General features: G+C 58.5%; 16 protein-coding genes. 4 read left to right on the forward strand and 12 right to left on the reverse strand.

Going from position 1 to position 22,186, the window contains the following annotated elements; genetic code table 11:
* Window positions 1-3: 3 nt before the first annotated feature.
* From ACIN8IBEIGE_RS16185 to mtnA, 12 genes are all read right to left on the reverse strand, one after another.
* Entirely contained in the window at window positions 4-510 is a 507-nt protein-coding gene (locus ACIN8IBEIGE_RS16185; RefSeq protein ID WP_160015554.1) for an acyltransferase, read from the reverse strand.
* Entirely contained in the window at window positions 500-1,636 is a 1,137-nt protein-coding gene (locus tag ACIN8IBEIGE_RS16190) for a DegT/DnrJ/EryC1/StrS aminotransferase family protein (RefSeq protein WP_218579707.1), read from the reverse strand. The genes ACIN8IBEIGE_RS16185 and ACIN8IBEIGE_RS16190 overlap by 11 nt, the downstream gene beginning before the upstream one ends.
* A gap of 200 nt (window positions 1,637-1,836) precedes the next feature.
* Window positions 1,837-4,650 (reverse strand): oligosaccharide flippase family protein, encoded by a 2,814-nt coding sequence (locus ACIN8IBEIGE_RS16195; protein WP_160015555.1) that lies wholly within the window; start codon window positions 4,648-4,650, stop codon window positions 1,837-1,839.
* Window positions 4,651-5,641: 991 nt separating this feature from the next.
* Window positions 5,642-5,929, reverse strand: a complete 288-nt coding sequence (gene ihfB / locus ACIN8IBEIGE_RS16200) for an integration host factor subunit beta (protein WP_160015556.1) — start codon at window positions 5,927-5,929, stop codon at window positions 5,642-5,644.
* Window positions 5,930-6,083: 154 nt separating this feature from the next.
* Window positions 6,084-7,769, reverse strand: coding sequence for a 30S ribosomal protein S1 (gene rpsA / locus ACIN8IBEIGE_RS16205; RefSeq protein WP_160015557.1), 1,686 nt, complete (start codon window positions 7,767-7,769; stop codon window positions 6,084-6,086).
* Window positions 7,770-7,920: 151 nt separating this feature from the next.
* Window positions 7,921-8,607 (reverse strand): (d)CMP kinase, encoded by a 687-nt coding sequence (cmk, locus tag ACIN8IBEIGE_RS16210; RefSeq protein WP_090248169.1) that lies wholly within the window; start codon window positions 8,605-8,607, stop codon window positions 7,921-7,923.
* Window positions 8,604-10,859 (reverse strand): bifunctional prephenate dehydrogenase/3-phosphoshikimate 1-carboxyvinyltransferase, encoded by a 2,256-nt coding sequence (locus ACIN8IBEIGE_RS16215; protein ID WP_160015558.1) that lies wholly within the window; start codon window positions 10,857-10,859, stop codon window positions 8,604-8,606. The genes cmk and ACIN8IBEIGE_RS16215 overlap by 4 nt, the downstream gene beginning before the upstream one ends.
* Window positions 10,856-11,962, reverse strand: coding sequence for a histidinol-phosphate transaminase (hisC, locus tag ACIN8IBEIGE_RS16220; protein ID WP_160015559.1), 1,107 nt, complete (start codon window positions 11,960-11,962; stop codon window positions 10,856-10,858). The genes ACIN8IBEIGE_RS16215 and hisC overlap by 4 nt, the downstream gene beginning before the upstream one ends.
* Window positions 11,963-12,053: 91 nt before the next feature.
* Complete coding sequence (gene pheA / locus ACIN8IBEIGE_RS16225) at window positions 12,054-13,160, reverse strand: prephenate dehydratase (RefSeq protein ID WP_178124371.1); 1,107 nt, start codon at window positions 13,158-13,160, stop codon at window positions 12,054-12,056.
* Complete coding sequence (gene serC, locus ACIN8IBEIGE_RS16230) at window positions 13,160-14,245, reverse strand: 3-phosphoserine/phosphohydroxythreonine transaminase (RefSeq protein WP_160015560.1); 1,086 nt, start codon at window positions 14,243-14,245, stop codon at window positions 13,160-13,162. Before serC ends, pheA begins: the two co-directional genes overlap by 1 nt.
* A gap of 93 nt (window positions 14,246-14,338) precedes the next feature.
* The gene (gyrA, locus tag ACIN8IBEIGE_RS16235; RefSeq protein WP_160015561.1) at window positions 14,339-17,104 is read right to left on the reverse strand and encodes a DNA gyrase subunit A; all 2,766 of its coding nucleotides are present in this window, start codon (window positions 17,102-17,104) and stop codon (window positions 14,339-14,341) included.
* A 244-nt stretch (window positions 17,105-17,348) separates the two neighbouring features.
* Window positions 17,349-18,425, reverse strand: coding sequence for an S-methyl-5-thioribose-1-phosphate isomerase (mtnA, locus tag ACIN8IBEIGE_RS16240; protein ID WP_160015562.1), 1,077 nt, complete (start codon window positions 18,423-18,425; stop codon window positions 17,349-17,351).
* 145 nt (window positions 18,426-18,570) lie between these two features.
* On the opposite strand from mtnA, the gene ACIN8IBEIGE_RS16245 reads away from it, so the two are divergent.
* The 4 genes from ACIN8IBEIGE_RS16245 (at window position 18,571) to ACIN8IBEIGE_RS16260 (ending at window position 22,185) form a co-directional block, all read left to right on the forward strand.
* On the forward strand, window positions 18,571-19,890 hold the full coding sequence (locus ACIN8IBEIGE_RS16245) for a TRZ/ATZ family hydrolase (RefSeq protein ID WP_160015563.1): 1,320 nt from the start codon (window positions 18,571-18,573) through the stop codon (window positions 19,888-19,890).
* Window positions 19,891-20,015: 125 nt separating this feature from the next.
* Complete coding sequence (gene ubiG / locus ACIN8IBEIGE_RS16250; RefSeq protein ID WP_160015564.1) at window positions 20,016-20,714, forward strand: bifunctional 2-polyprenyl-6-hydroxyphenol methylase/3-demethylubiquinol 3-O-methyltransferase UbiG; 699 nt, start codon at window positions 20,016-20,018, stop codon at window positions 20,712-20,714.
* Window positions 20,714-21,385: an N-acetylmuramic acid 6-phosphate phosphatase MupP gene (gene mupP, locus ACIN8IBEIGE_RS16255; protein WP_160015565.1), complete on the forward strand. Its 672-nt coding sequence runs from the start codon at window positions 20,714-20,716 to the stop codon at window positions 21,383-21,385. Before ubiG ends, mupP begins: the two co-directional genes overlap by 1 nt.
* Before the next feature lie 59 nt (window positions 21,386-21,444).
* Window positions 21,445-22,185 (forward strand): YciK family oxidoreductase, encoded by a 741-nt coding sequence (locus ACIN8IBEIGE_RS16260; protein WP_160015566.1) that lies wholly within the window; start codon window positions 21,445-21,447, stop codon window positions 22,183-22,185.
* Window position 22,186: the final 1 nt, after the last annotated feature.

Below are 22,186 nucleotides of genomic sequence, written 5' to 3' on the forward strand. Positions count from 1 at the left end.
GCGTCAAACATCTCCAGAAACACGGTTACCTTCCCGGTCGATTCGGGCCACCGCGTGCGCGGGGTTACCCATGACCAGTGTGTAGGGCGGCACATCCTTGGTCACCACGCTGCCGGCGGCGACCATGGCAAATTCGCCAATGGTGATACCGCAGACGATGGTGGCGTTGGCACCGATGCTCACACCGTTGTCGATGCGGGTCGGGGTGACCTTCCATTCGGTATTGAAGGCCCGCGGCACCTTGTCGTTGGTAAAGCAAGCGTTGGGCCCAACGAACACGTCGTCGCCGATCTCCACACCGTTGTAGACCGAGACACTGTTCTGGATCTTGCAGCGGCTGCCGATCTTCACGGCGTGATCGACGTAGACGTCCTTGGAAAGAATGCAGCCCTCGCCGACCACCACGTTTTCGCGAATCTGCACATTGATCCAGACCTTAGTGCCTGCACCAATGCTGGCCTTGTCGGACACATTGGCCGTCGGATGAATATAGATGTCGTTAGCGGACATGCTCGCCTCCGAGCGTAGCGCCGACCACATCGACCACACGCAGCAGTTCAGCCTCAGCCATGTACGGGAACAGCGGCAGGTTGACCACCGAGGCACACAGCTGCTCGCCGACCTGAGCGCCGAAATGCCCGGCTAGATAGGCCGCCGCACCGGGCTGGCTGGACATGACACTCGGATAGATGTTACCGAAACCGATGCCTTCGGCCTTGAGCCGCGCTTCCAGCTCAGCCTTCACCTCAAGCTCGGGCACCAGGCAGACATTGCAGTAGCCGTTTTCCTCGTATCCGGCCGGAGCGCTCATCAGCTGGATGCCGGTGGCGGGCAGATGCTTCTGGTAGAAGGCCACCGCTTCGCGGCGCGAAGCAACGCGTGCCTCTATGTGATCCAGCGACAGATTGAGAAATGCCGCCTGCAGTGAGTCGAGGCGCGAGTTCCAGCCTACGTCGCCGTAGCCATAATGGGCTGTGCGGCCGTGATTGCCGAGACGACGCACCGAGTCGGCCAGCTCGGCGTCGTCGGTGAACACCGCACCACCATCACCTGCGGCGCCCAGCACCTTGGCCGGGTAGAAGGAGGTGGTGGAAATATGCGCGCCCTTGTAGATCGGCTCACCCTGGTAACGTGCGCCAAAGGACTGGGCGCCATCCTCCACCAGCACCACGCCATTTTCGCGGCACAATTTGCGCAGGTCGAGCAGACGCGCGCTGCCCCAGCCATAAAGGTGGGCGACCAGGGCCGCTTTGGGCCTGGCTTCGCGGATAGCCTGTTCGAAGGCCTCGAAGCACACTCCACCGTCACTCAGATCGGCATCGACCGTGACCGGCTTGGCGCCAACGTTGACCACGGCCTCGAAAGTCGCCCAGAAAGTGACATTGGGCACCAGCACTACATCACCCTCGCCCACGCCTACCGCGCGCAATGCCAGTTGCAAGGCATCGGTACCGTTGGCGCAGCTCACCGCGTGCGCCACCTGCAGCTCTGCCTGCAAGCGCATCTCGAGCGCAGAAACTTCCGCGCCGCCGATAAATTGGGCGCCCAGGGTCATGGCGTGGAATTTTTCCATCAGCGCCGCATGGAACCCAGGCTCCAGGCGCTTGAGGTCGATAAAGGGAACGTTAATTTTCAATCTCCTTAAGGAGGCCGCACGAAAAATAAGCGCCACATTACCAGTAACAGAATGCTATCGCCAGGATTGCGCCTACGCGGTAGATCAGCGCAACGTAAGTTGCTCAACCCAGACAAGCCACTGATATTCCAGAGCATTTTGCCCTGAAAGCCTTTGGCTTACCTACCGCCTGAAGCCCTAGCAGCCCATTCGACGCTTGCCTAGAGAGCCACCAACAAACGCTGGCGTGACAACATCCGCAACTGAATAACCAGCAGAAACGTAGCGCTAAGAAGAACTACAGCACCTGCCGACCAGCTGCGAAAGTGAATGGCCGCCGCCAGACCGACAAGCATACCCCAGGTGGCGAGCAACATCAGGATATCGATCGCAGCAAGGTGCGAATGCGTGCGTGTCACACCAATAACAACCAGAGTTGCGACAAGACTGGATATCGTCCAAGCCAGTGCAAGGCCAACGAGCCCCATAACTGGCACCAGCAAAATATTCAGCACTATATTGGCAATCAGGCCGACCAATGCAGCAATCGCAGCCCTGAGCGAAACGGCAGAGACCGCACACAACTTGAACAACAGCATTGCCGACAGGGCAAAAGGTAGCTGCAACGCTCCAAACTTAAGTATTCCTACCAGCCGATCGGCTGCCCGAGGATCATCAAGACCACTTGCAGCTGCATAAACGATAGGTTCGGCGAACACAAAAACAGCGGCAATCGCTATCGCACTACCCCAACCTCCAACCACCAGAGAAACAAACAAATCATCTCTAACTCGAGCCTTCAACCCAAGCACCACGACCTTGCTCATGTAGGGGACGAAGACCGCCGTCATCAGAGCGGCACCCAACAACGAGGATATCTGAACCAGCTTGCTGCCTAGCGCCCAGGTAGACAAAGCACCAACGCCAATCTGACCTGCGAACCAGTAGTTCATCGGTACCGCAGCCCCTGTGAGAAGCGCACAGAGCACCAGCCACTTGCAATTGTGCAACATGGCACCCTCCTCACTCAGTACTCGCAGAGAACCGGGCAATAGGTTAAAGCCATAATGCTTGAGAAACAGCGCCAGCAACACCAAGTTAACTAGCTGACCGACCGCCATGCCAGTCATCGCAGCGCCGACGATATCTTTCTCGCCTGCTGCTAGGACAAACGCCACCACCACCAGCGGCACTACCAGCTGCGCAGCCGCGGCCATAACGGGGCGGCCACGCGAATTCATAACGCTGTTACCTACGACTATCGCCCCGGAAAGGATCAGTAGTAGAAGAGCGACCGGGAACAACTGCATGGTCAGACGAACATCCCCGTTAGGAGAAAAAACCGAGAAAATATCCTTGGCGTATAGCAGTAGGATTGCGCTCACCAGAATGAAAAGCAGCAGAGTGAAAGATGTTGCACCAGCCAATAGCCGCTGTATCTGTAGACGATCGGCAAGCCGGGACATCCGCGTAGACAAGGCATCACCCAATGGCATCGACAGAAGGCCGGTGAAAAAAGTAGGCAACATAATTGCCAGGTAGTAGCTATCCAGCGAAGCACCAAAGCCAACGCGATCGATCAGCAGCAAGTCGCGCACCAGCAAACCGAAAAAGCCTACCAGCGAAACAAGCATTACAAGCACCCCCGCTCCAGCAGCACGGGATGCACTGAGTGTAGCGCCCCCCTGCCCGGCAGCATTGGAAGCACTGGCTGCCTCAGCCCCAGGAGCCCCAAACCGTGAAATGAGTCGGCCGGATAGAATGGACCAACCACAGGCACCTATGAGCAGGAACACGAACCACTGACCATAACGCACCCGATGCAGGGTACCCATGTTGGGGCTGACAAAGGCATTAACTACCAATACCGCTCCAGCCACAATTAGACAAACGAGCAAAGGTCTACTTATTCGATGGCGCAGAATGAACAGAACACCGGGAAAAAAGAGATAGAACATCAGAGTCTCGAGCGCGCCGATAATCCTCGGCATCGAGAGCTTCTGCACCCAGAAATCCGGAAAAGGAGCAAACAAACCAACTATCAGCGCACGAGGAAGATAGCCGATAGCCTGACTGGAACTCTGAGGCTTAATATCTCCGTCCACGATAGAGCCAGCCTCAACAGCATAACCATAGTTAATAAAGTGAGCTCGCATAGCAGATACTTTATTCAGAAGGGAGTCTAATTTAACCGGGAAATAATCAGACTGCTGCCATTGCCAGCCACCTAGAAAACCACCTTCCACATCCCGCACATCCTGATTGCCTGGCGGGACGACAGTATCAACCAAAGCATTGTTTGACGGGACGACAGTCATGAGGAGCATACCGAGACAGATTAACCAGAAAATTCGGCCAACCCCCCTCCAACACCTCATCTCTCGCCACGCCAAAGACACCAAAAACAAACATATGAACGCACAGAAAAAAGCTACCAGGTAAATGAGCACCAAGTGCGGTCGCATTATCGCAACCAGCCCAAGGCCGAGCACAAACAGAACCGAACTCAGCAACAGGCGGCACCACCCTGAAGATTCGAGACATTTTAAGAAGGACAGCAAGGCAAGCAGAAAACCTGCAATGACAAAGGAATCCTTGTGATTCTGGCCAAACCAGACTAACGCCGATGGAAAAACAAGGAAGAAGAAGCCAGCAACAAGCCCGGCACACAAACCTCCGCGAGAGGGAAGGATCTGCATAGCGATAAGCAAAACCAATACAGCCCCCATCGCATGAAAGGCTGAAGTCAAGGGCAAAAAGAATGCAGGCTCAGGCCCCAACAAGGCGTACAACCCAGCGAGCAACCCTACGTTCCCTGTAGCCGACCCCGATGGCATCAGACGCCACTCACTCCAACCGAGCGCTCGAATGCGCTCGGCCATAGCGACCGCAGTGTCATGGAAATAGATTGCGTCGTCTCGCATCAGACCGTGGCCTGCATGCATATCTGGCATCATTGGCAATACTAGTTTTTGCAGAACCAAACCAACAGCAATAGAATAAAGAAAACAAGCCAACCAGACCAAAAACGTCATTCGCCTAGAAACCAAAAAAAACCCCCTCAACAAACAGAGCCAATAAAAAACCAAAAAAACACCAAAAGATCAGAAAATATTAAACACCTCAAACATAGCAACACGCAAAAACAGCAAAATAGAAATCCAATAGACTTTCAAACAACGAAGCACTCAACCACTTGCAAAAACACAAGAGCATTTAACTCGCACGAAACCTTAGCAAGCCCACATCCAACTACGAAAAAACACTTGAGAACGCGCAAATAACATCCTGCACCCCGCTTGGAGAGGACAACATAAATCAACAAAAGTAAAAATGACACGCTTGTGAAATCACCAACACGCAGCCTAATGTATGATATAGCGCTGCTCACCACCTCCCACACAACCACCTTACTAAATCGAAGAGCTGATTTGCCGCCACACAAAACCAAAGCCTGAAAACTCGCAAATAGCAAGCCATATAACCCATCATCGAGCAGGATTTTGCAGCATTGAATATATTGAAACTAAAGCTGCCACCCTTGGGTGGCAACAATATCTAGGAAAACCTGATAGCTATAGATGACTAGCGGATTGCAAAATACCAAAAAGAAGGGAACGATCTTTCTTCAGCCGCTATAAGAATTTACCGCCCTACGGAGTTGGCACCCAACAGCGCTCTAACTTCCTCCAAAGCGAATTCGATGGCGAACCGCCCAGCCCTGGAGCAAAGCCATCAATCAATAGGCCACTGACGAAGCCCGCACACAACCGACGGCAAGAGCCAACCACACCTATCACAGCACCATAAAAAGCATACTGAAAATCCACCAAACAACCCGCCAACCTAGAACAGCCTCGCTCATGACAGCACAGCAACAATGAACCAAACATATACTGGTAACCAAAAAACGCATTATGCCATGATAAAAATATTAAATTCAGCCCACCCGGGAAAAAATGTCGTTATAAAAATGAAGAAAGCCAAAAGCATAAATACACACTTTCACGACTTAAACCTCAGACTTCACAACTCATCCTCATTAACTCGATCACGCAACTCTTTCCCCGGCTTAAAGTGCGGCACAAACTTGCCATCTAGCCGAACCGAGTCACCGGTCTTCGGGTTCCGCCCTACACGCGGCGCACGGTAGTGCAGTGAGAAACTGCCAAAGCCGCGGATCTCGATACGATCCCCTGTCGACAGCGCCTGCGACATTTGCTCAAGCATGGTCTTGATCGCCAACTCAACATCCTTGGACGAGAGCTGCCCCTGATGGGTGACGATGCGCTCGATCAACTCCGACTTGGTCATGGTTTTCCCTTCTTTTTCAAGCGGCTAGATCACTAGATAAAGAGGTTTTAGCATGCTTGACTAGATTTGAACAGCCTATAAAACAACACCTTAGCGATTTTCAGGCACAAAAAAGGGCGACCGAAGTCGCCCTTTTTCTCTGGATAAACCGAACTTAGTTCTGTTTTTCCATTTGCGCACGGAGCAGATCACCCAAGGTGGTCGGACCAGCAGTTTCAACTTCCTGCTTGCGCATTTCTTTGATGGCTTCTTTTTCGTCTTCAACGTCTTTCGACTTGACCGACAAGCTGATTACACGGCTCTTACGGTCAACGCTGATGATCTTGGCTTCTACTTCTTCGCCTTCTTTCAGAACGTTGCGCGCGTCTTCAACGCGGTCACGACTGATTTCGGAGGCTTTCAGAGTCGCTTCGATACCATCGGCCAGAGTGATGATTGCGCCCTTGGCGTCAACTTCTTTAACGATACCGCGCACGATGGTGCCTTTATCGTTAACAGCAACGTAGTCGGAGAACGGATCTTCTTCCAGCTGCTTGATGCCGAGGGAAATGCGCTCACGCTCTGGATCAACGGAGAGGATAACGGTCTCCAGTTCGTCGCCCTTCTTGAAGCGGCGTACAGCTTCTTCGCCTACTTCGTTCCAGGAGATGTCGGACAGGTGAACAAGGCCGTCGATGCCGCCATCCAGACCAATGAAGATACCGAAATCGGTGATCGACTTGATGGTGCCGGAGATCTTGTCGCCCTTGTTGAACTGGCCGGAGAAATCTTCCCACGGGTTAGTTTTGCACTGCTTGATACCCAGGGAGATACGACGACGTTCTTCGTCGATATCCAGAACCATAACTTCCACTTCGTCGCCGACGTTAACGACTTTCGAAGGATGGATGTTTTTGTTGGTCCAATCCATTTCGGATACGTGCACCAGGCCTTCCACGCCTTCTTCCAGCTCTGCGAAGCAGCCGTAGTCGGTCAGGTTGGTTACGCGCGCAGTAACACGGGTGTCCTGCGGGTAACGCGCCTTGATGGCAACCCACGGATCTTCGCCCAACTGCTTGAGGCCGAGGGATACACGGTTGCGCTCGCGATCATACTTGAGGATCTTGACGTCGATTTCATCGCCAACGTTGACGATTTCCGACGGATGCTTGATACGCTTCCAAGCCATGTCGGTGATGTGCAGCAGGCCGTCGACGCCCCCCAGATCCACGAACGCGCCGTAGTCGGTGAGATTCTTGACGATACCTTTGACTTGCTGACCTTCCTGCAGGGATTCCAGCAGAGCTTCGCGCTCGGCGCTGTTCTCGGCTTCCAGCACGCTGCGGCGGGAAACGACAACGTTGTTGCGCTTCTGGTCCAGCTTGATGACTTTGAATTCGAGTTCTTTGCCTTCCAGGTGAGTGGTATCACGCACCGGACGGACATCGACCAAGGAACCTGGGAGGAACGCACGGATGCCGTTAACGTCGACAGTGAAGCCGCCCTTAACCTTACCGTTGATAACGCCCGTAACCACTTCCTCAGCGGCGAAAGCTGCTTCCAGAACGATCCAGCACTCGGCACGCTTAGCTTTTTCGCGGGACAGCTTGGTTTCACCAAAGCCATCTTCAACCGCGTCCAGGGCAACGTGAACTTCGTCACCGACCTTGATGGTCAGCTCGCCAGCGTCGTTGTGGAACTGCTCCAGCGGGATGAGGCCTTCAGACTTCAAACCAGCGTGAACGGTTACCCAACCAGCTTGGTAATCGATGTCGACGATGATAGCGGTGATGATCGAGCCAGCCTGAAGGTTCAGGGTTTTTAGGCTTTCTTCAAACAGTTCAGCAAAGCTTTCGCTCATTTTAATTCCTGTTGATTCAGGGCAGGGAATCCGCCCAAACCACACTCCAGACAATGTGGGTACGTTCATATAAAAAAAGGCAAACAGGACAAGGACTGGGTTCCCGCACGCCTCCTTCCGAGCCGGTCAGCTTAAGCAGCTGTGACTCTTATCATCCGGCGAGATCGCGATTGGCGACCTCACTCAGAATTCGTTCAAGCACTTGTTCGATGGAGAGCTCAGTGGAATCCAGCTGAATCGCATCGGCTGCCGGCTTGAGCGGAGCCACTGCACGCTGGGTATCGCGCTCATCGCGCGCCTGAATCTCATCAAGAAGACTCGCGAGATTAACATCATCGCCCTTGGCCTTCAACTGCAAGTAGCGGCGGCGGGCGCGCTCCTCGGCGCTGGCGGTGAGGAAAATCTTCAGCGGCGCATCGGGAAATACCACCGTCCCCATATCGCGACCATCGGCGACCAGGCCCGGCATTTCCTGAAACGCCTGCTGACGCTGCAACAGCGCTTCACGCACCGCCGACAGCGAAGCCACCTGCGAAGCCCCGGCACCGACCTGCTCATTACGGATCAGGTCTGTGACTTCTTCGCCTTCAAGAATGATGCGCTGACCGTGGCCATCACCGGCAGCAATAAATTGCACATCCAGATGAGCGGCGAGTAATTTCATCGCCTCTTCATTGGTCAGGTCGACACCGTGGTTACCGGCAGCAAAAGCCAACAGACGATACAGCGCACCCGAATCCAGCAGATTCCAGCCCAACTGTTTAGCCAGCAGGCCAGCAATGGTGCCCTTGCCCGAGCCGCTAGGCCCGTCAATGGTGATAACCGGAGCGACGATCATGCCTTGCCCTCCTCGGCCACACGGATGCCGACCTGAGCCGACAACGCGAGGAAATTGGGGAACGAGGTGGCGACGTTGGCGCAATCATGGATACGGATCGGCGCAGTGGCACGCAGCGAGGCGACACTGAACGACATAGCGATACGGTGATCACCATGCGCCCAGACTTCGCCACCTCCGATGCTGCCGCCTTCGATAATGATGCCATCCGGCGTTGGCTCAGCCTTGACGCCCAGCGCGACCAGACCGTCGACCATTACCTGAATCCGATCGGACTCCTTGACCCGCAGCTCTTCGGCGCCGCGCAGCACGGTGCGGCCTTCGGCCACCGAAGCAGCCACGAACAGCACGGGAAACTCGTCGATTGCCAGCGGCACCAGATCTTCCGGAATATCGATACCTTTCAGCTTGGCGCTGCGCACGCGAATATCGGCCACGGTTTCACCGCCCACTTCACGCTGGTTTTCCAGGGTAATGTCGCCGCCCATCAGCTTGAGGATATCAATGACACCAGTACGGGTCGGGTTGATGCCAACGTGTTCCAGCACCAGCTCGGAGTCTTCGGCAATGCTGCCGGCGACCAGGAAGAACGCTGCCGAGGAAATATCCGCCGGCACTTCGATATGGGTCGCGGTCAGCTTGTGGCCCGACTCGACACTGGCCGTGCTGCCATCCACCGTAACCGGGTAGCCGAAGCCGCGCAGCATGCGCTCGGTGTGGTCACGGGTCGGCGCCGGCTCAGTCACCGAGGTACGACCTGCAGCATAGAGGCCGGCCAACAACAGGCAAGATTTGACCTGAGCGCTGGCCATGGGCATTTCGTAGTCCATGCCGGTCAGGCGCTGCCCCCCCTTGATCATCAGCGGCGGACGACCTTCCGGAGCGGTTTCAATCACCGCGCCCATCTCGCGCAGCGGCTTGGCCACGCGATTCATCGGCCGCTTGGACAGCGAGGCATCACCGGTCAGCGTGGTGTCGAACGACTGTGCCGCCAACAAACCAGAAAGCAGACGCATCGAGGTGCCGGAGTTGCCCATGTACAGCGGACCAGCAGGCGCCTTCAGACCATTCAGGCCAACCCCGTGAATGGTCACGCGGCCATGATGCGGGCCTTCGATGACCACGCCCATGTCGCGGAACGCCTGCAGAGTTGCCAGGGCATCTTCACCTTCCAGGAAGCCCTCTACGTGCGTGGTGCCTTCAGCCAACGAACCAAGCATGATCGAGCGATGGGAGATGGATTTGTCGCCCGGCACACGAATACGCCCGGAGAGTTTGCCACCTGGGTTAGCCAAAAAAATCAGATCATTAGAGTGCATAGCGTCCACATAGGCCCTACGGGCCAGAATTTTGCCGAAATGCTCACGGGCCACGCGAGCGCGGGTGAATACGCCCAGCAATTGATGCCCATCCCCTGCGTCAACCGCGTCGCGCAAGGCGTCGAGGTCGTCGCGAAATACGTCCAGTGTGCGTAGCACCGCCTCGCGGTTGGCGAGGAAGATGTCATGCCACATGACCGGATCACTGCCGGCGATCCGCGTGAAATCACGGAAACCGCCAGCGGCGTAACGAAAAATCTCCAGGTTCTCACTGCGTTTGGCCAGCGAGTCAACCAGGGTAAAGGCCAGCAAGTGCGGCAGATGACTGGTCGCAGCCAACACCTGGTCGTGATGCTCAACCTCCATATGCTCGACATCCGCGCCCAACTCGCGCCACAGCGCATCGACCAGCGCCAGAGCGGACTCGTCGCTCTGCTCGCAAGGGGTCAGGATGACCTTGTGGCGGCGGAACAGCTGGGAATTGGAGGCCTCCACCCCACTCTGCTCGGAACCGGCAATCGGGTGCCCGGGCACAAAGCGCACCGCCTTACCGGTAAAGGCCAGGCGCGCCGCACGGACCACATTGCCCTTAGCGCTACCCACGTCAGTGAGCACCGCAGTACCCAGCTCAAGCTTGGCCAGCTCGGTCAGCAGCTTCTCCATGGCCAGAATAGGCACCGCCAGCTGGATCACATCAGCACCCTGACAAGCGGCTGCCAAATCGGACTCACAACAATCAACCACGCCAAGCTCAACCGCCAGCCGGCGCGACTCCGGGTCCAGATCGACGCCAATCACTTCGCGAAACAGGCCGCGCTCACGCAAGCACTTGGCGAAGGAGCCGCCAATCAGACCCAGGCCAATAACCACCAGGCGGCCGAGCTTAGGGACAACAGATTGCACCTGAGTGACAGCAGACTTGAGCTCACTCACGCGCTCAACACCTTGGCCAGGGCGTCGAGGAAACGCGCGTTCTCAGCCGGAAGACCAATCGATACGCGCAAGAAGTTCGGCATGCCATAACCGACCACCGGACGCACGATCACTCCGGCGCGCAGCAGCGCCTGGTTGATCGCCGCGGTATCGCGACCAAAATCCACGGCAATAAAGTTGCCTTTCGACGGTATCCAACTCAGGCCCAACTCGCGCAGACCAGTTTCCAGCTGCGCCATGCCGGCATCATTGAGCTGTCGGCTTTGCGCCAGGTAATCGGCATCATCCAGCGCCGCACACGCCGCCGCCAGGGCCAGGCTGTTGACGTTGAATGGCTGGCGTACACGGTTCAGCACATCTGCGATCTGCGCCGAGCTGAGTGCATACCCCACGCGCAGCGCCGCCAGACCATACGCCTTGGAGAAGGTGCGCGAGACCAGCAGGTTGTCGTAGCGCGCCAGGTACTCGAGGCCATCCGGCAGCTCATCACCCTCGGCGTACTCGATATAAGCCTCATCCAGCACCACCAGCACGTTCTGCGGCACACGCGCGAGAAAGCGCTCCAGCGCATCGGGGCCAAACCAGGTGCCAGTCGGATTGTTCGGGTTGGCGATAAACACCACACGGGTATTTTCATCGATGGCCGCCAGCATCGCTTCCAGGTCGTGGCCATAGTCCTTGGCCGGCACCACCTTGCCTTGAGCACCTACGGCCTGGGTCGAGATAGGGTAAACAGCAAAGGCGTACTGACTGAACACCGCATTCAGGCCAGGGGCCAGATAGGCGCGAGCAACCAGATCGAGAATGTCGTTGGAGCCGTTACCCAGGGTGACCTGATTGATCTGCACGCCACAGCGCGCAGCCAGGCGGCTTTTCAACTCGAAGCCATTGCCATCAGGGTAACGGGTCAGCTCCGAGAGCTCGCTGCGAATCGCTTCCAGCGCCCTGGGACTGGGGCCCAGCGGATTCTCGTTGCTGGCCAGCTTGACGATGCTGGCCGGATCCAGATCCAGCTCACGGGCCAGCTCATCCACCGGCTTTCCCGGCACATAGGGCGACAGCTGCTGTACACCTGGCTGAGCCAGGACGAGGAAATCGGTCATAGCAATGCCTCACGCTTAAAGCCGCAAGCCCCAAGTACAGCCCGGCGTCGATGCGCGTGTAGCTTGAGACCTGAGGCGTGCCGCAGCAGTTTTAAAGTACCGCTTTGGGATAGGAGCCCAGCACCTTGAGCGCCACAGCTTCCTGATTGATTTTTTCCAGCACGTCCTTGATCAGCGGATCGCGATGGTGACCGACGAAGTCGATAAAGAACACGTAGGTCCACTTGCCGCTGCGCGACGGGCGGGTTTCGATACGGGTCAGGTCGATACCGTTGTTGTGGAACGGCACCAGCAACTCGTGCAGCGCACCCGGCTTGTTGCGCATGGAGATGATGACGGAGGTCTTGTCGTCGCCGGTTGGCGGCACTTCCTGGCTACCGATGATCAAAAAGCGCGTGGAGTTGTCCGGACGGTCTTCGATCTTCTCCGCCAGCTTGGTCAGGCCGTACAGATTGGCCGCCATATCACCAGCAATCGCCGCACTGTTCCACTCGCTTTTCACCCGCTTGGCCGCGTCGGCATTACTCGATACCGCCACGCGCTCAACATTCGGGTAATGCGCATCCAGCCACTTGCGGCACTGGGCCAGAGACTGGGCGTGAGAATAGATGCGGGTGATTTTGTCGGTCTTGGTGGTTTCACCGACCAGCAGGTGATGGTGAATACGCAGTTCGACTTCGCCACAGATAACCATGTCGTGTTCGAGGAAGCTGTCGAGGGTGTGGTTGATCGCACCTTCGGTGGAGTTCTCCACCGGCACCACACCGAAGTTCACCGCACCGGCGGCCACTTCGCGGAATACTTCATCGATCGCCGCCATCGGCACGCTAATCACCGCGTGGCCAAAATGCTTCATTGCCGCAGCCTGGGAGAACGTGCCTTCCGGGCCGAGGTAAGCAACCTTGAGCGGGTTTTCCAGGGCCAGGCAGGAGGACATGATTTCACGGAACAACCGCGCCATTTCCTCGTTGCCCAACGGCCCCTGATTGCGCTCCATGATGCGTTTCAGCACCTGGGCTTCGCGCTCTGGGCGATAAAAAACCGGCTTCTCGCCTTCCGGCAGCGCCTTCATCTTCACCCGCGCGACTTCTTCGGCGCAGCTGGCGCGATCACTGATCAGCGCGAGAATCTTCTCATCGAGGTTGTCGATGCGCAGGCGCAGCGCTTGCAGTTCCTGCTCGGAAATTTTATCGGTCATCAGCCGTGCTCCTTCTCGAACTCGGCCATATAAGCCACCAGCGCTTCAACCGCATCCAGGCCCACGGCGTTATAGATGGAGGCACGCATGCCGCCGACCGAACGATGACCCTTGAGGTTGAGCAGGCCGCGCGCATCGGCGCCGGCGAGGAACGGCTTGTCCAGCTTCTCGTCAGCCAGGCGGAACGGCACGTTCATCCAGGAGCGGGCGTTATGGGCAATCGGGTTGCTGTAGAAGTCGCTGGTATCGATTGCCTTGTACAACAGCTCTTTCTTGGCGCGGTTGATCCGCTCCATGGCGGCCACCCCGCCCTGCTCTTTCAGCCACTCGAACACCAGGCCGGACAGGTACCAGGAGAAGGTCGCGGGAGTGTTGTACATCGAGCCGTTATCAGCCGCGATCTTGTAGTTGAGCATGGTCGGACAAACGCTGCGGGCACGGCCGAGCAAGTCTTCACGGACGATAGTCACCACCAGCCCGCTGGGGCCGATGTTCTTCTGCGCACCGGCGTAGATCAGGCCGAACTTCGACACATCGATCGAGCGCGAAAGGATGTCGGAAGACATATCCGCCACCAGCGGCACGTCACCGACTTCGGGAATCCAGTCGAACTGCAGGCCGCCAATGGTTTCGTTGCTGGCGTAGTGCAGGTAGGCGGCATCTTTCGACAGCTGCCACTCGTTCTGACCCGGGATGGCGAAGTAGTCATATGCCTTGGCGCTGGCGGCGATATTGATATTGCCGTAGCGACTGGCTTCTTCGATGCTTTTCTTCGACCAGATACCGGTGTCGATATAGTCGGCAACACCGTCTTCGGGGAGCAGGTTGAGCGGGATTTCAGCGAACTGCTGGCTGGCCCCGCCCTGCAGGAACAGCACCTTATAGTCGGACGGAATTTCCATCAGGTCGCGCAGATCCTGCTCGGCCTTTTGTGCGATGGCGGTGTACTCATCGCTGCGATGGCTCATCTCCATCACCGACAGGCCTTTACCCTGCCAATCGAGGAGTTCCGCCTGGGCGCGTTGCAGAACAGCTTCAGGAAGCGCGGCCGGGCCGGCGCAGAAGTTAAAGGCTCGCTTGCTCACATCCACTCTCGCTCAAAAATGCTGGGTGGCTGACCATCACTGCCAGCCGCCAAATCCTACGCCGTCAGGGGCGAGCGCACTCGCCCCGACAGATCACTCTTCGCTGATCGGGCTTTCGTCAGCAACCTCAGGTGCATCGTCTGCATCCGCAACTGCGCCGTCAAAGCCTTCTTCGCCTTCCAGCAGCTCTTCGTCGTCTTCCGCCGAAGGCTCCTGCACACGCTCAAGGCCAACCAGGGTTTCATCCTTGGCCAGCTTGATCAGGGTCACGCCCTGGGTGTTACGACCGAGGCTGGAGACTTCGCTGACGCGGGTACGCACCAATGTGCCCTGGTCGGAAATCAGCATGATTTCCTCGCCTTCAAGCACCTGCACCGCACCGACCAGCTTGCCGTTACGCTCGTTGCTGACCATGGCAATCACGCCCTGGCCGCCACGACCGCGACGCGGGAATTCGGCCATCGCGGTGCGCTTGCCGTAGCCACGCTCGGAAGCGGTGAGAATCTGTGCGTCGGTTTCAGGAATCAGCATGGAAATGATTTCCTGACCTTCCGGTAGACGCATGCCACGTACACCGCGAGCCGTACGGCCCATGGTGCGGACCTTGCTTTCCTTGAAGCGGATCACCTTGCCGCCGTCGGAGAACATCATCACTTCGCACGCACCATTAGTGATGGCCGCCGAGATCAGGGTGTCATCTTCGTCCAGCTTGAGGGCGATCAGGCCCGAGCTGCGTGGACGGCTGAACTGCACCAGCGGGGTTTTCTTCACGGTGCCTTTGGCCGTGGCCATAAAGATGTAGGCACCGGTCGGCTCATCCGGAGTTTCGTCGTCGGCGTCATCGCCTTCGGCCAGATCTTCAACTTCCTCTGCCTCGACCACTACGCCTTCGATATCGTCAGGCTCGTCGCCTTCTGGCGCCTGCTGACGCAGGGCTTCCAGATCAACCTGCAGCATGGCGGTAATACGTTCGCCTTCGTCCAGCGGCAACAGGTTGACCAGTGGACGACCACGGGCGGCGCGCGAGGCTTCCGGAATTTCGTAGGTCTTCAGCCAGTACACCTTGCCCTTGCTGGAGAACAGCAACAGCGTAGCGTGGCTGTTGGCGACCAGCAGATGCTCGATGTAGTCCTCGTCCTTCACGCCACTAGCCGACTTGCCCTTGCCGCCACGACGCTGCGCCTGGTAGGCATGCAGCGGCTGGCTCTTGGCATAACCACTGTGGGAGATGGTGACTACACGTTCTTCTTCGGTGATCAGGTCAGCCAGGCTGAGGTCCAGACGGTTGTCGAGAATCTCGGTGCGGCGTGCATCGCCGAACTCGGCCTTGACCGCTTCCAGCTCCTCACGGATCACTTCCATCAGGCGCGTGGCGCTGGTGAGGATGCGGATCAGCTCGCCGATTTGGGTGAGAATTTCCTGGTATTCGGCCAGCAATTTTTCATGCTCAAGACCAGTCAAGCGGTGCAGACGCAGCTCGAGGATGGCCTGGGCCTGCTCCGGCGACAGGTAGTATTTACCGTCACGCAGGCCGTATTGCGGCTCCAGATCTTCAGGGCGGCAGGAGTCGGCACCGGCGCGTTCGACCATCGCCTCCACGGCAGTCGATTCCCAGGCAGTCGAGATCAGCGCCTGCTTGGCTTCAGCCGGGGTCGGCGAGGCCTTGATCAGGGCGATTACCGGGTCGATATTGGACAGGGCAACCGCCTGGCCTTCAAGGATATGGCCACGCTCACGGGCCTTGCGCAGCTCGAACACCGTGCGCCGGGTAACCACTTCACGGCGGTGCAGGATAAAGGCTTCGAGCATGTCCTTGAGGTTAAGGACCTTCGGCTGGCCGTCGATCAGTGCCACCACGTTGATGCCAAACACGCTCTGCATCTGGGTCTGGGCGTAGAGGTTGTTGAGCACCACTTCCGGCACTTCACCACGGCGCAGCTCGATAACGATGCGCATACCGTCCTTGTCGGACTCATCGCGCAGCTCGGTGATGCCTTCGAGCTTCTTCTCTTTAACCAGTTCGGCGATCTTTTCGATCAGACGCGCCTTGTTCAGTTGGTACGGAAGCTCGCTGACGATGATCTGCTGACGGCCACCGACCTTGTCGATGTCTTCAATGATGGCGCGAGCACGCATATAGATGCGCCCACGGCCAGTGCGGTAGGCCTCGATGATGCCAGCGCGACCGTTGATGATCGCCGCAGTCGGGAAGTCCGGACCGGGGATGTATTGCATCAGCTCATCGACAGTCAGCTCGCCGTTGTCGATCAGCGCCAGACAACCGTTGATCACTTCGGTGAGGTTGTGCGGCGGAATATTGGTGGCCATGCCCACGGCGATACCGCTGGAGCCGTTGACCAACAGGTTGGGGATCTTGGTCGGCATAACTGCCGGGATCATTTCGGTGCCGTCGTAGTTCGGCACCCAATCCACGGTTTCTTTGTGCAGGTCAGCCAGCAGCTCATGGGCCAGCTTGGTCATGCGCACTTCGGTGTATCGCATGGCGGCGGCGTTATCGCCGTCCACCGAACCGAAGTTACCTTGACCGTCGACCAGCAGGTAACGCAGGGAGAATGGCTGCGCCATGCGGACGATGGTGTCGTACACCGCGGTATCACCGTGTGGGTGGTACTTACCGATGACGTCACCGACCACACGGGCGGACTTCTTGTATGCCTTGTTCCAGTCGTTGCCCAGCTCACTCATGGCAAACAGCACACGGCGGTGCACGGGCTTCAAGCCATCACGTGCATCCGGCAGCGCACGCCCAACAATTACGCTCATCGCATAATCGAGGTAGGACTGCTTGAGTTCGTCTTCAATATTGACCGGGAGGATTTCTTTGGCCAGTTCGCCCATGAGTAGCCTTGTTCCTTTTTCTGGTGAAACTCCGCGCCGCTCGTCCTGAGTGGTGTGGAGTCTGTCGCCGTGCCTTGAGGCTCATAGCGACTCACGACAAATCAATAAGTTATGCCATGTATCTGCGCAGGTAAGAGGCCCATAACGGGCACCCCCGAAAACCGCCGGAGCTTACCACAATCACCGCGGCGCACCTATCCCCAGCCGCAGTCGGCCGACCAGGGAGGCGTACTCGCTGAAAAACTCAATGCAGACGCTTGCGGCACATCAATTGCGCCATTTTTTCCGCATCCGGGCGATCAACCACGCCCTTCTCGGTGACGATAAAGTCGATCAGGTCCGCCGGGGTCACATCGAATACCGGATTGAGCGCCTCGATCGCGCCAGCAATGCGCTGGCCGCCCAGCTCGAGCAGCTCACTGGGGTCACGCTCCTCCAGCACGATGTCGTCACCGTGCTCCATGGCCATATCGATGGTCGAGCTGGGCGCCACCACCATAAAGCGCACACCGTGGTGCATGGCATTCACCGCCAACTGATAGGTGCCGACCTTGTTCGCCACATCGCCATTGGCGGCAATACGATCCGCCCCGACTATGACCCAGGTGATGCCACGGGTCTTCATCAAGTGCGCGGCCGCCGAATCGACATTTACAGTCACCGGAATGCCGTCAGCTGCCAACTCCCAGGCCGTCAGACGCGAGCCCTGCAGCCAGGGGCGGGTTTCGTCCGCATAGACCCGCTCAAGCAAACCATCATGGAAGGCCGCGCGAATCACCCCCAGCGCCGTACCGAAGCCGCCCGTGGCCAGAGCGCCGGCATTGCAATGGGTCAGCAGGTTTTGCTGATTGCCTTGGTGCTTGCGGATCAGATCGACGCCCAGCTGGGCCATGGTCAGGTTGGCTTCGCGGTCACTCTGATGGATGCCGATGGCTTCGGCTTCAAGAAGCGCCAGCGGATCACCATGACCTTTCAGCCGTGCGAGCCGATCACGCATGCGATCAAGCGCCCAGAACAGATTGACCGCCGTCGGCCGCGACGCCGCCAGCAGGTCGAAATCCGCCTGCAGTGCCACACGCCAGTCGCCGCCTTCCTGCAGACGAGCACGCGCAGCCAGGACAACTGCATAGGCAGCGCTGATGCCGATGGCCGGCGCGCCGCGCACCACCATGCTACGGATCGCCTCGGCGACATCCGCCGCCGAGTGGTAGCTCAGCCAGGTTTCCTCGAAAGGCAGCGCGCGCTGATCGAGCAGGTGCAGAGCGCCGTCACGCCACTCGATGGCCCTGACCTTCTCTGCCGCTAGCAATTGCTCGCGCATGACACACCTCCGCCGGAAAAAGCCGGCCATTATACGCACAGCACATCGCACATCGCACATCGCGCCAGATCAGCTGCATGCAGCTTCAAGCCTAGGGCGTTCCCCTATAAACTCGCCACTTTACTGACTGCCGGAAGCACACCCCATGTCCCATGCCCCGCTCGACCTCCTGCTCCTGCCCACCTGGCTGGTCCCGGTCGAACCGGCTGGCGTGGTGCTGCAGGAGCACGGCCTGGGCATTCGTGACGGACGCATCGCTCTGATCGCGCCGCGCACCGAAGCGCTCAACCACGCGGCCCTGCAAGTGCTTGAACTACCTGGCCGGTTGCTCACGCCGGGTCTGGTCAACGCCCACGGGCATGCGGCAATGACCCTGTTCCGCGGCCTGGCCGATGATCTGCCACTGATGACCTGGCTGGAGAAGCACATCTGGCCGGCCGAGGCCAAGTGGGTCGACGAGCAGTTTGTCCAGGATGGCACCGAGCTGGCCATCGCCGAACAGCTCAAGGGCGGCATCACCTGTTTCTCCGACATGTATTTCTTCCCAGAAACCGCCAGCCAGCGGGTGCACAGCAGCGGTATCCGCGCGCAGATCACCATTCCCGTACTGGATTTCCCGATTCCCGGGGCGCGCGACGCAGACGAATCGTTGCGCAAGGGCCTGGCGCTGTTCGACGACCTCAAGCACCACCCGCGCCTGAGCGTCGCCTTCGGCCCGCACGCACCTTACACGGTGAGCGACGACAAGCTGGAGAACATCCGCATGCTCGCCGAGGAGCTGGACGCCGGCATTCATATGCATGTACACGAAACCGCTTTTGAAGTGCAGCAGAGCCTGGAACAGCACGGTGAACGGCCACTGGCCCGCCTAGCGCGCCTCGATCTGCTCGGCCCGCGCTTCCAGGCCGTGCACATGACCCAAATCAGTGATGAAGACCTGGCCCTGCTGGTGGAAAGCAACAGCAGCGTGATCCATTGCCCGGAATCCAACCTCAAGCTGGCCAGCGGCTTCTGCCCAGTGGAGAAGCTCTGGCAGGCCGGAGTCAACGTCGCCATCGGCACCGATGGCGCGGCGAGCAACAATGATCTCGACCTGCTCGGCGAAACCCGCACCGCCGCCCTGCTGGCCAAGGCTGTTGCCGGCTCAGCTACCGCCCTGGATGCCCACCGCTCACTGCGCATGGCCACTCTGAACGGTGCCCGCGCTCTGGGCCTGGATGAGCAGATCGGCTCGCTGGAACTGGGTAAAGCGGCGGATATCGCCGTATTTAACCTCTCCGGCCTGGCCCAGCAACCGGTTTATGACCCAGTTTCGCAGCTGATCTACGCCGGCGGTCGCACCTGCGTGGAACACCTGTGGGTTGGCGGCAAACAATTGCTCGACGGTGGTCAACTGACGCGCCTAGACGAACAACGGATCATCGCCAACGCCCGCGCCTGGGGCGCGAAGATTGCCGACAAATGACTGCCAGCCCAGAGAATCCGGGCACTGCGACAAACTGACATACATTGGACGCACAACAGGCGTCCAACCCACCCGGCGAAACTGGCAACATGAGCCTCTCGCCGCAGCCTAATCCAGGGATTTATATGAGCAACGTCGACCACGCCGAAATCGCCAAATTCGAAGCCCTCGCCCATCGCTGGTGGGACCGAGAAAGCGAATTCAAGCCGCTGCATGACATCAACCCGCTGCGCGTCAACTGGATCGACGAACGCGCTGGCCTGGCCGGCAAGAAGGTGCTCGACGTTGGCTGCGGCGGCGGCATTCTCAGCGAATCCATGGCCCAGCGCGGCGCCAGCGTGACCGGCATCGACATGGGTGAAGCGCCGCTGGCGGTAGCCCAGCTGCACCAGCTGGAGTCGGGTGTCAGCGTCGAGTACCGGCAGATCACTGCCGAAGCCCTGGCCGAGGAAATGCCCGGCCAGTTCGACGTGGTCACCTGCCTGGAAATGCTCGAACACGTTCCCGATCCAGCCTCGGTGATCCGCGCTTGCTACCGCATGGTCAAGCCTGGCGGCCAGGTGTTCTTCTCCACCATCAACCGCAACCCCAAGGCCTACCTGTTCGCCATCATCGGCGCCGAATACCTGATGCGACTACTGCCGCGCGGCACCCATGACTTCAAGAAGTTCATCCGTCCGTCCGAGCTGGGCGCCTGGAGCCGCGAGGCGGGCCTGCAGGTCAAGGACATCATCGGCCTGACCTACAACCCGCTGAGCAAACGCTACAAGCTGGAAGCCGATGTCGACGTCAACTACATGATCCAGACCCTCAAGGAGGCCTGATGCGCTTGCGCGCGGTTTTATTCGATATGGACGGCACCCTGCTCGACAGCGCGCCGGACTTTATCGCCATCAGCCAGGCCATGCGCGCCGAGCGCGGCCTGCCGCCTATTGCCGACAAGCTGATCCGTGATCAGGTTTCCGGCGGTGCGCGCGCCATGGTCGCCGCCAACTTCGCCATGGACCCCGAGTCCGCAGACTTCGAAGCCCTGCGCCTGGAGTTTCTCGAACGCTATCAAAGCCACTGCGCGGTGCTGACCCGACCATTCGATGGCATGCATGAGCTGCTCGAAGATATTGAACAAGCCAAGCTGATCTGGGGCGTAGCAACCAACAAGCCAGTACGCTATGCCGAGCCGATCATGCAGCAACTTGGCCTGGCGCAGCGCTCGGCGGTGTTGGTCTGCCCGGATCACGTCAGCCGCAGCAAGCCCGACCCGGAAATGATCCTGCTGGCCTGCGCGAAGATGGGCGTGGAGCCCGCCGCAACCCTGTTTATCGGCGATGACGAGCGCGATATCGAAGCCGGCCGCGCCGCCGGCTGCAAGACCGCCGCCGTCACCTACGGCTATATCCACCCGCAGGACAACCCACGCAACTGGGGCGCCGATGTGGTGGCGGACCATCCGCTGGAACTGCGCACCGTACTCGAACGAGCCCTGTGTAGCTGCTGAAGCCTGCTCGCCAGACGCGCACTGACGCCATCCGTTTTTGAATTAATGAGGCTTTACCCATGCATGACTATTCCGCCCGCCCCGACCTGCTCAAGGGCCGCGTGATTCTGGTGACCGGTGCCGGCCGTGGCATTGGCGCAACCGCCGCCAAGACCTTCGCCGCCCACGGCGCCACAGTACTGCTGCTGGGCAAGACCGAAGAAAATCTCAGCCGGGTGTACGACGCCATCGAAGCCGCCGGCCATCCGCAGGCCGCAGTCATCCCGTTCAACCTGGAAACCGCCCTGCCGCATCAGTACGACGAACTGGCAGCGATGATCGAAACTGAGTTCGGCAAACTCGACGGCCTGCTGCACAACGCTTCGATCATCGGCCCACGCACACCGCTGGAACAGCTGTCCGGCGATAATTTCATGCGCGTGATGCAGGTCAACGTCAACGCCATGTTTATGCTCACCAGCACCCTGCTGCCGCTGCTCAAACTCTCGGCGGACGCCTCGGTGGTATTCACATCCAGCAGCGTCGGCCGCAAGGGCCGCGCGTACTGGGGCGCCTATGCGGTATCGAAGTTCGCCACCGAAGGCCTGATGCAGGTGCTCGCCGATGAAATCGATGGTATCGCCAGCGTACGCGCCAACAGTGTCAACCCGGGCGCCACCCGCACCGATATGCGCGCCCAGGCCTACCCGGGGGAAAACCCGCAGAACAACCCGCTGCCTGAAGCGATCATGCCGGCCTACTTGTACCTGATGGGCCCAGACAGTAAGGGCGTCAACGGTCAGGCATTTGACGCACAGTAAG

This window comes from Pseudomonas sp. 8BK, from assembly GCF_902506475.1.
GTDB classification, from domain to species: Bacteria; Pseudomonadota; Gammaproteobacteria; order Pseudomonadales; family Pseudomonadaceae; genus Aquipseudomonas; species Aquipseudomonas anguilliseptica.

What these genes read in the sequence shown, in the direction of transcription:
- ACIN8IBEIGE_RS16185 (WP_160015554.1), bottom strand. Translation starts at nt 510, where the DNA reads ATGTCCGCTAACGACATCTATATTCATCCGACGGCCAATGTGTCCGAC.
- ACIN8IBEIGE_RS16195 (WP_160015555.1), bottom strand. Translation starts at nt 4,650, where the DNA reads ATGACGTTTTTGGTCTGGTTGGCTTGTTTTCTTTATTCTATTGCTGTT.
- ihfB (WP_160015556.1), bottom strand. Translation starts at nt 5,929, where the DNA reads ATGACCAAGTCGGAGTTGATCGAGCGCATCGTCACCCATCAGGGGCAG.
- rpsA (WP_160015557.1), bottom strand. Translation starts at nt 7,769, where the DNA reads ATGAGCGAAAGCTTTGCTGAACTGTTTGAAGAAAGCCTAAAAACCCTG.
- cmk (WP_090248169.1), bottom strand. Translation starts at nt 8,607, where the DNA reads ATGATCGTCGCTCCGGTTATCACCATTGACGGGCCTAGCGGCTCGGGC.
- hisC (WP_160015559.1), bottom strand. Translation starts at nt 11,962, where the DNA reads ATGACCGATTTCCTCGTCCTGGCTCAGCCAGGTGTACAGCAGCTGTCG.
- pheA (WP_178124371.1), bottom strand. Translation starts at nt 13,160, where the DNA reads ATGACCGATAAAATTTCCGAGCAGGAACTGCAAGCGCTGCGCCTGCGC.
- gyrA (WP_160015561.1), bottom strand. Translation starts at nt 17,104, where the DNA reads ATGGGCGAACTGGCCAAAGAAATCCTCCCGGTCAATATTGAAGACGAA.
- mtnA (WP_160015562.1), bottom strand. Translation starts at nt 18,425, where the DNA reads ATGCGCGAGCAATTGCTAGCGGCAGAGAAGGTCAGGGCCATCGAGTGG.
- ACIN8IBEIGE_RS16245 (WP_160015563.1), top strand. Translation starts at nt 18,571, where the DNA reads ATGTCCCATGCCCCGCTCGACCTCCTGCTCCTGCCCACCTGGCTGGTC.
- ubiG (WP_160015564.1), top strand. Translation starts at nt 20,016, where the DNA reads ATGAGCAACGTCGACCACGCCGAAATCGCCAAATTCGAAGCCCTCGCC.
- mupP (WP_160015565.1), top strand. Translation starts at nt 20,714, where the DNA reads ATGCGCTTGCGCGCGGTTTTATTCGATATGGACGGCACCCTGCTCGAC.
- ACIN8IBEIGE_RS16260 (WP_160015566.1), top strand. Translation starts at nt 21,445, where the DNA reads ATGCATGACTATTCCGCCCGCCCCGACCTGCTCAAGGGCCGCGTGATT.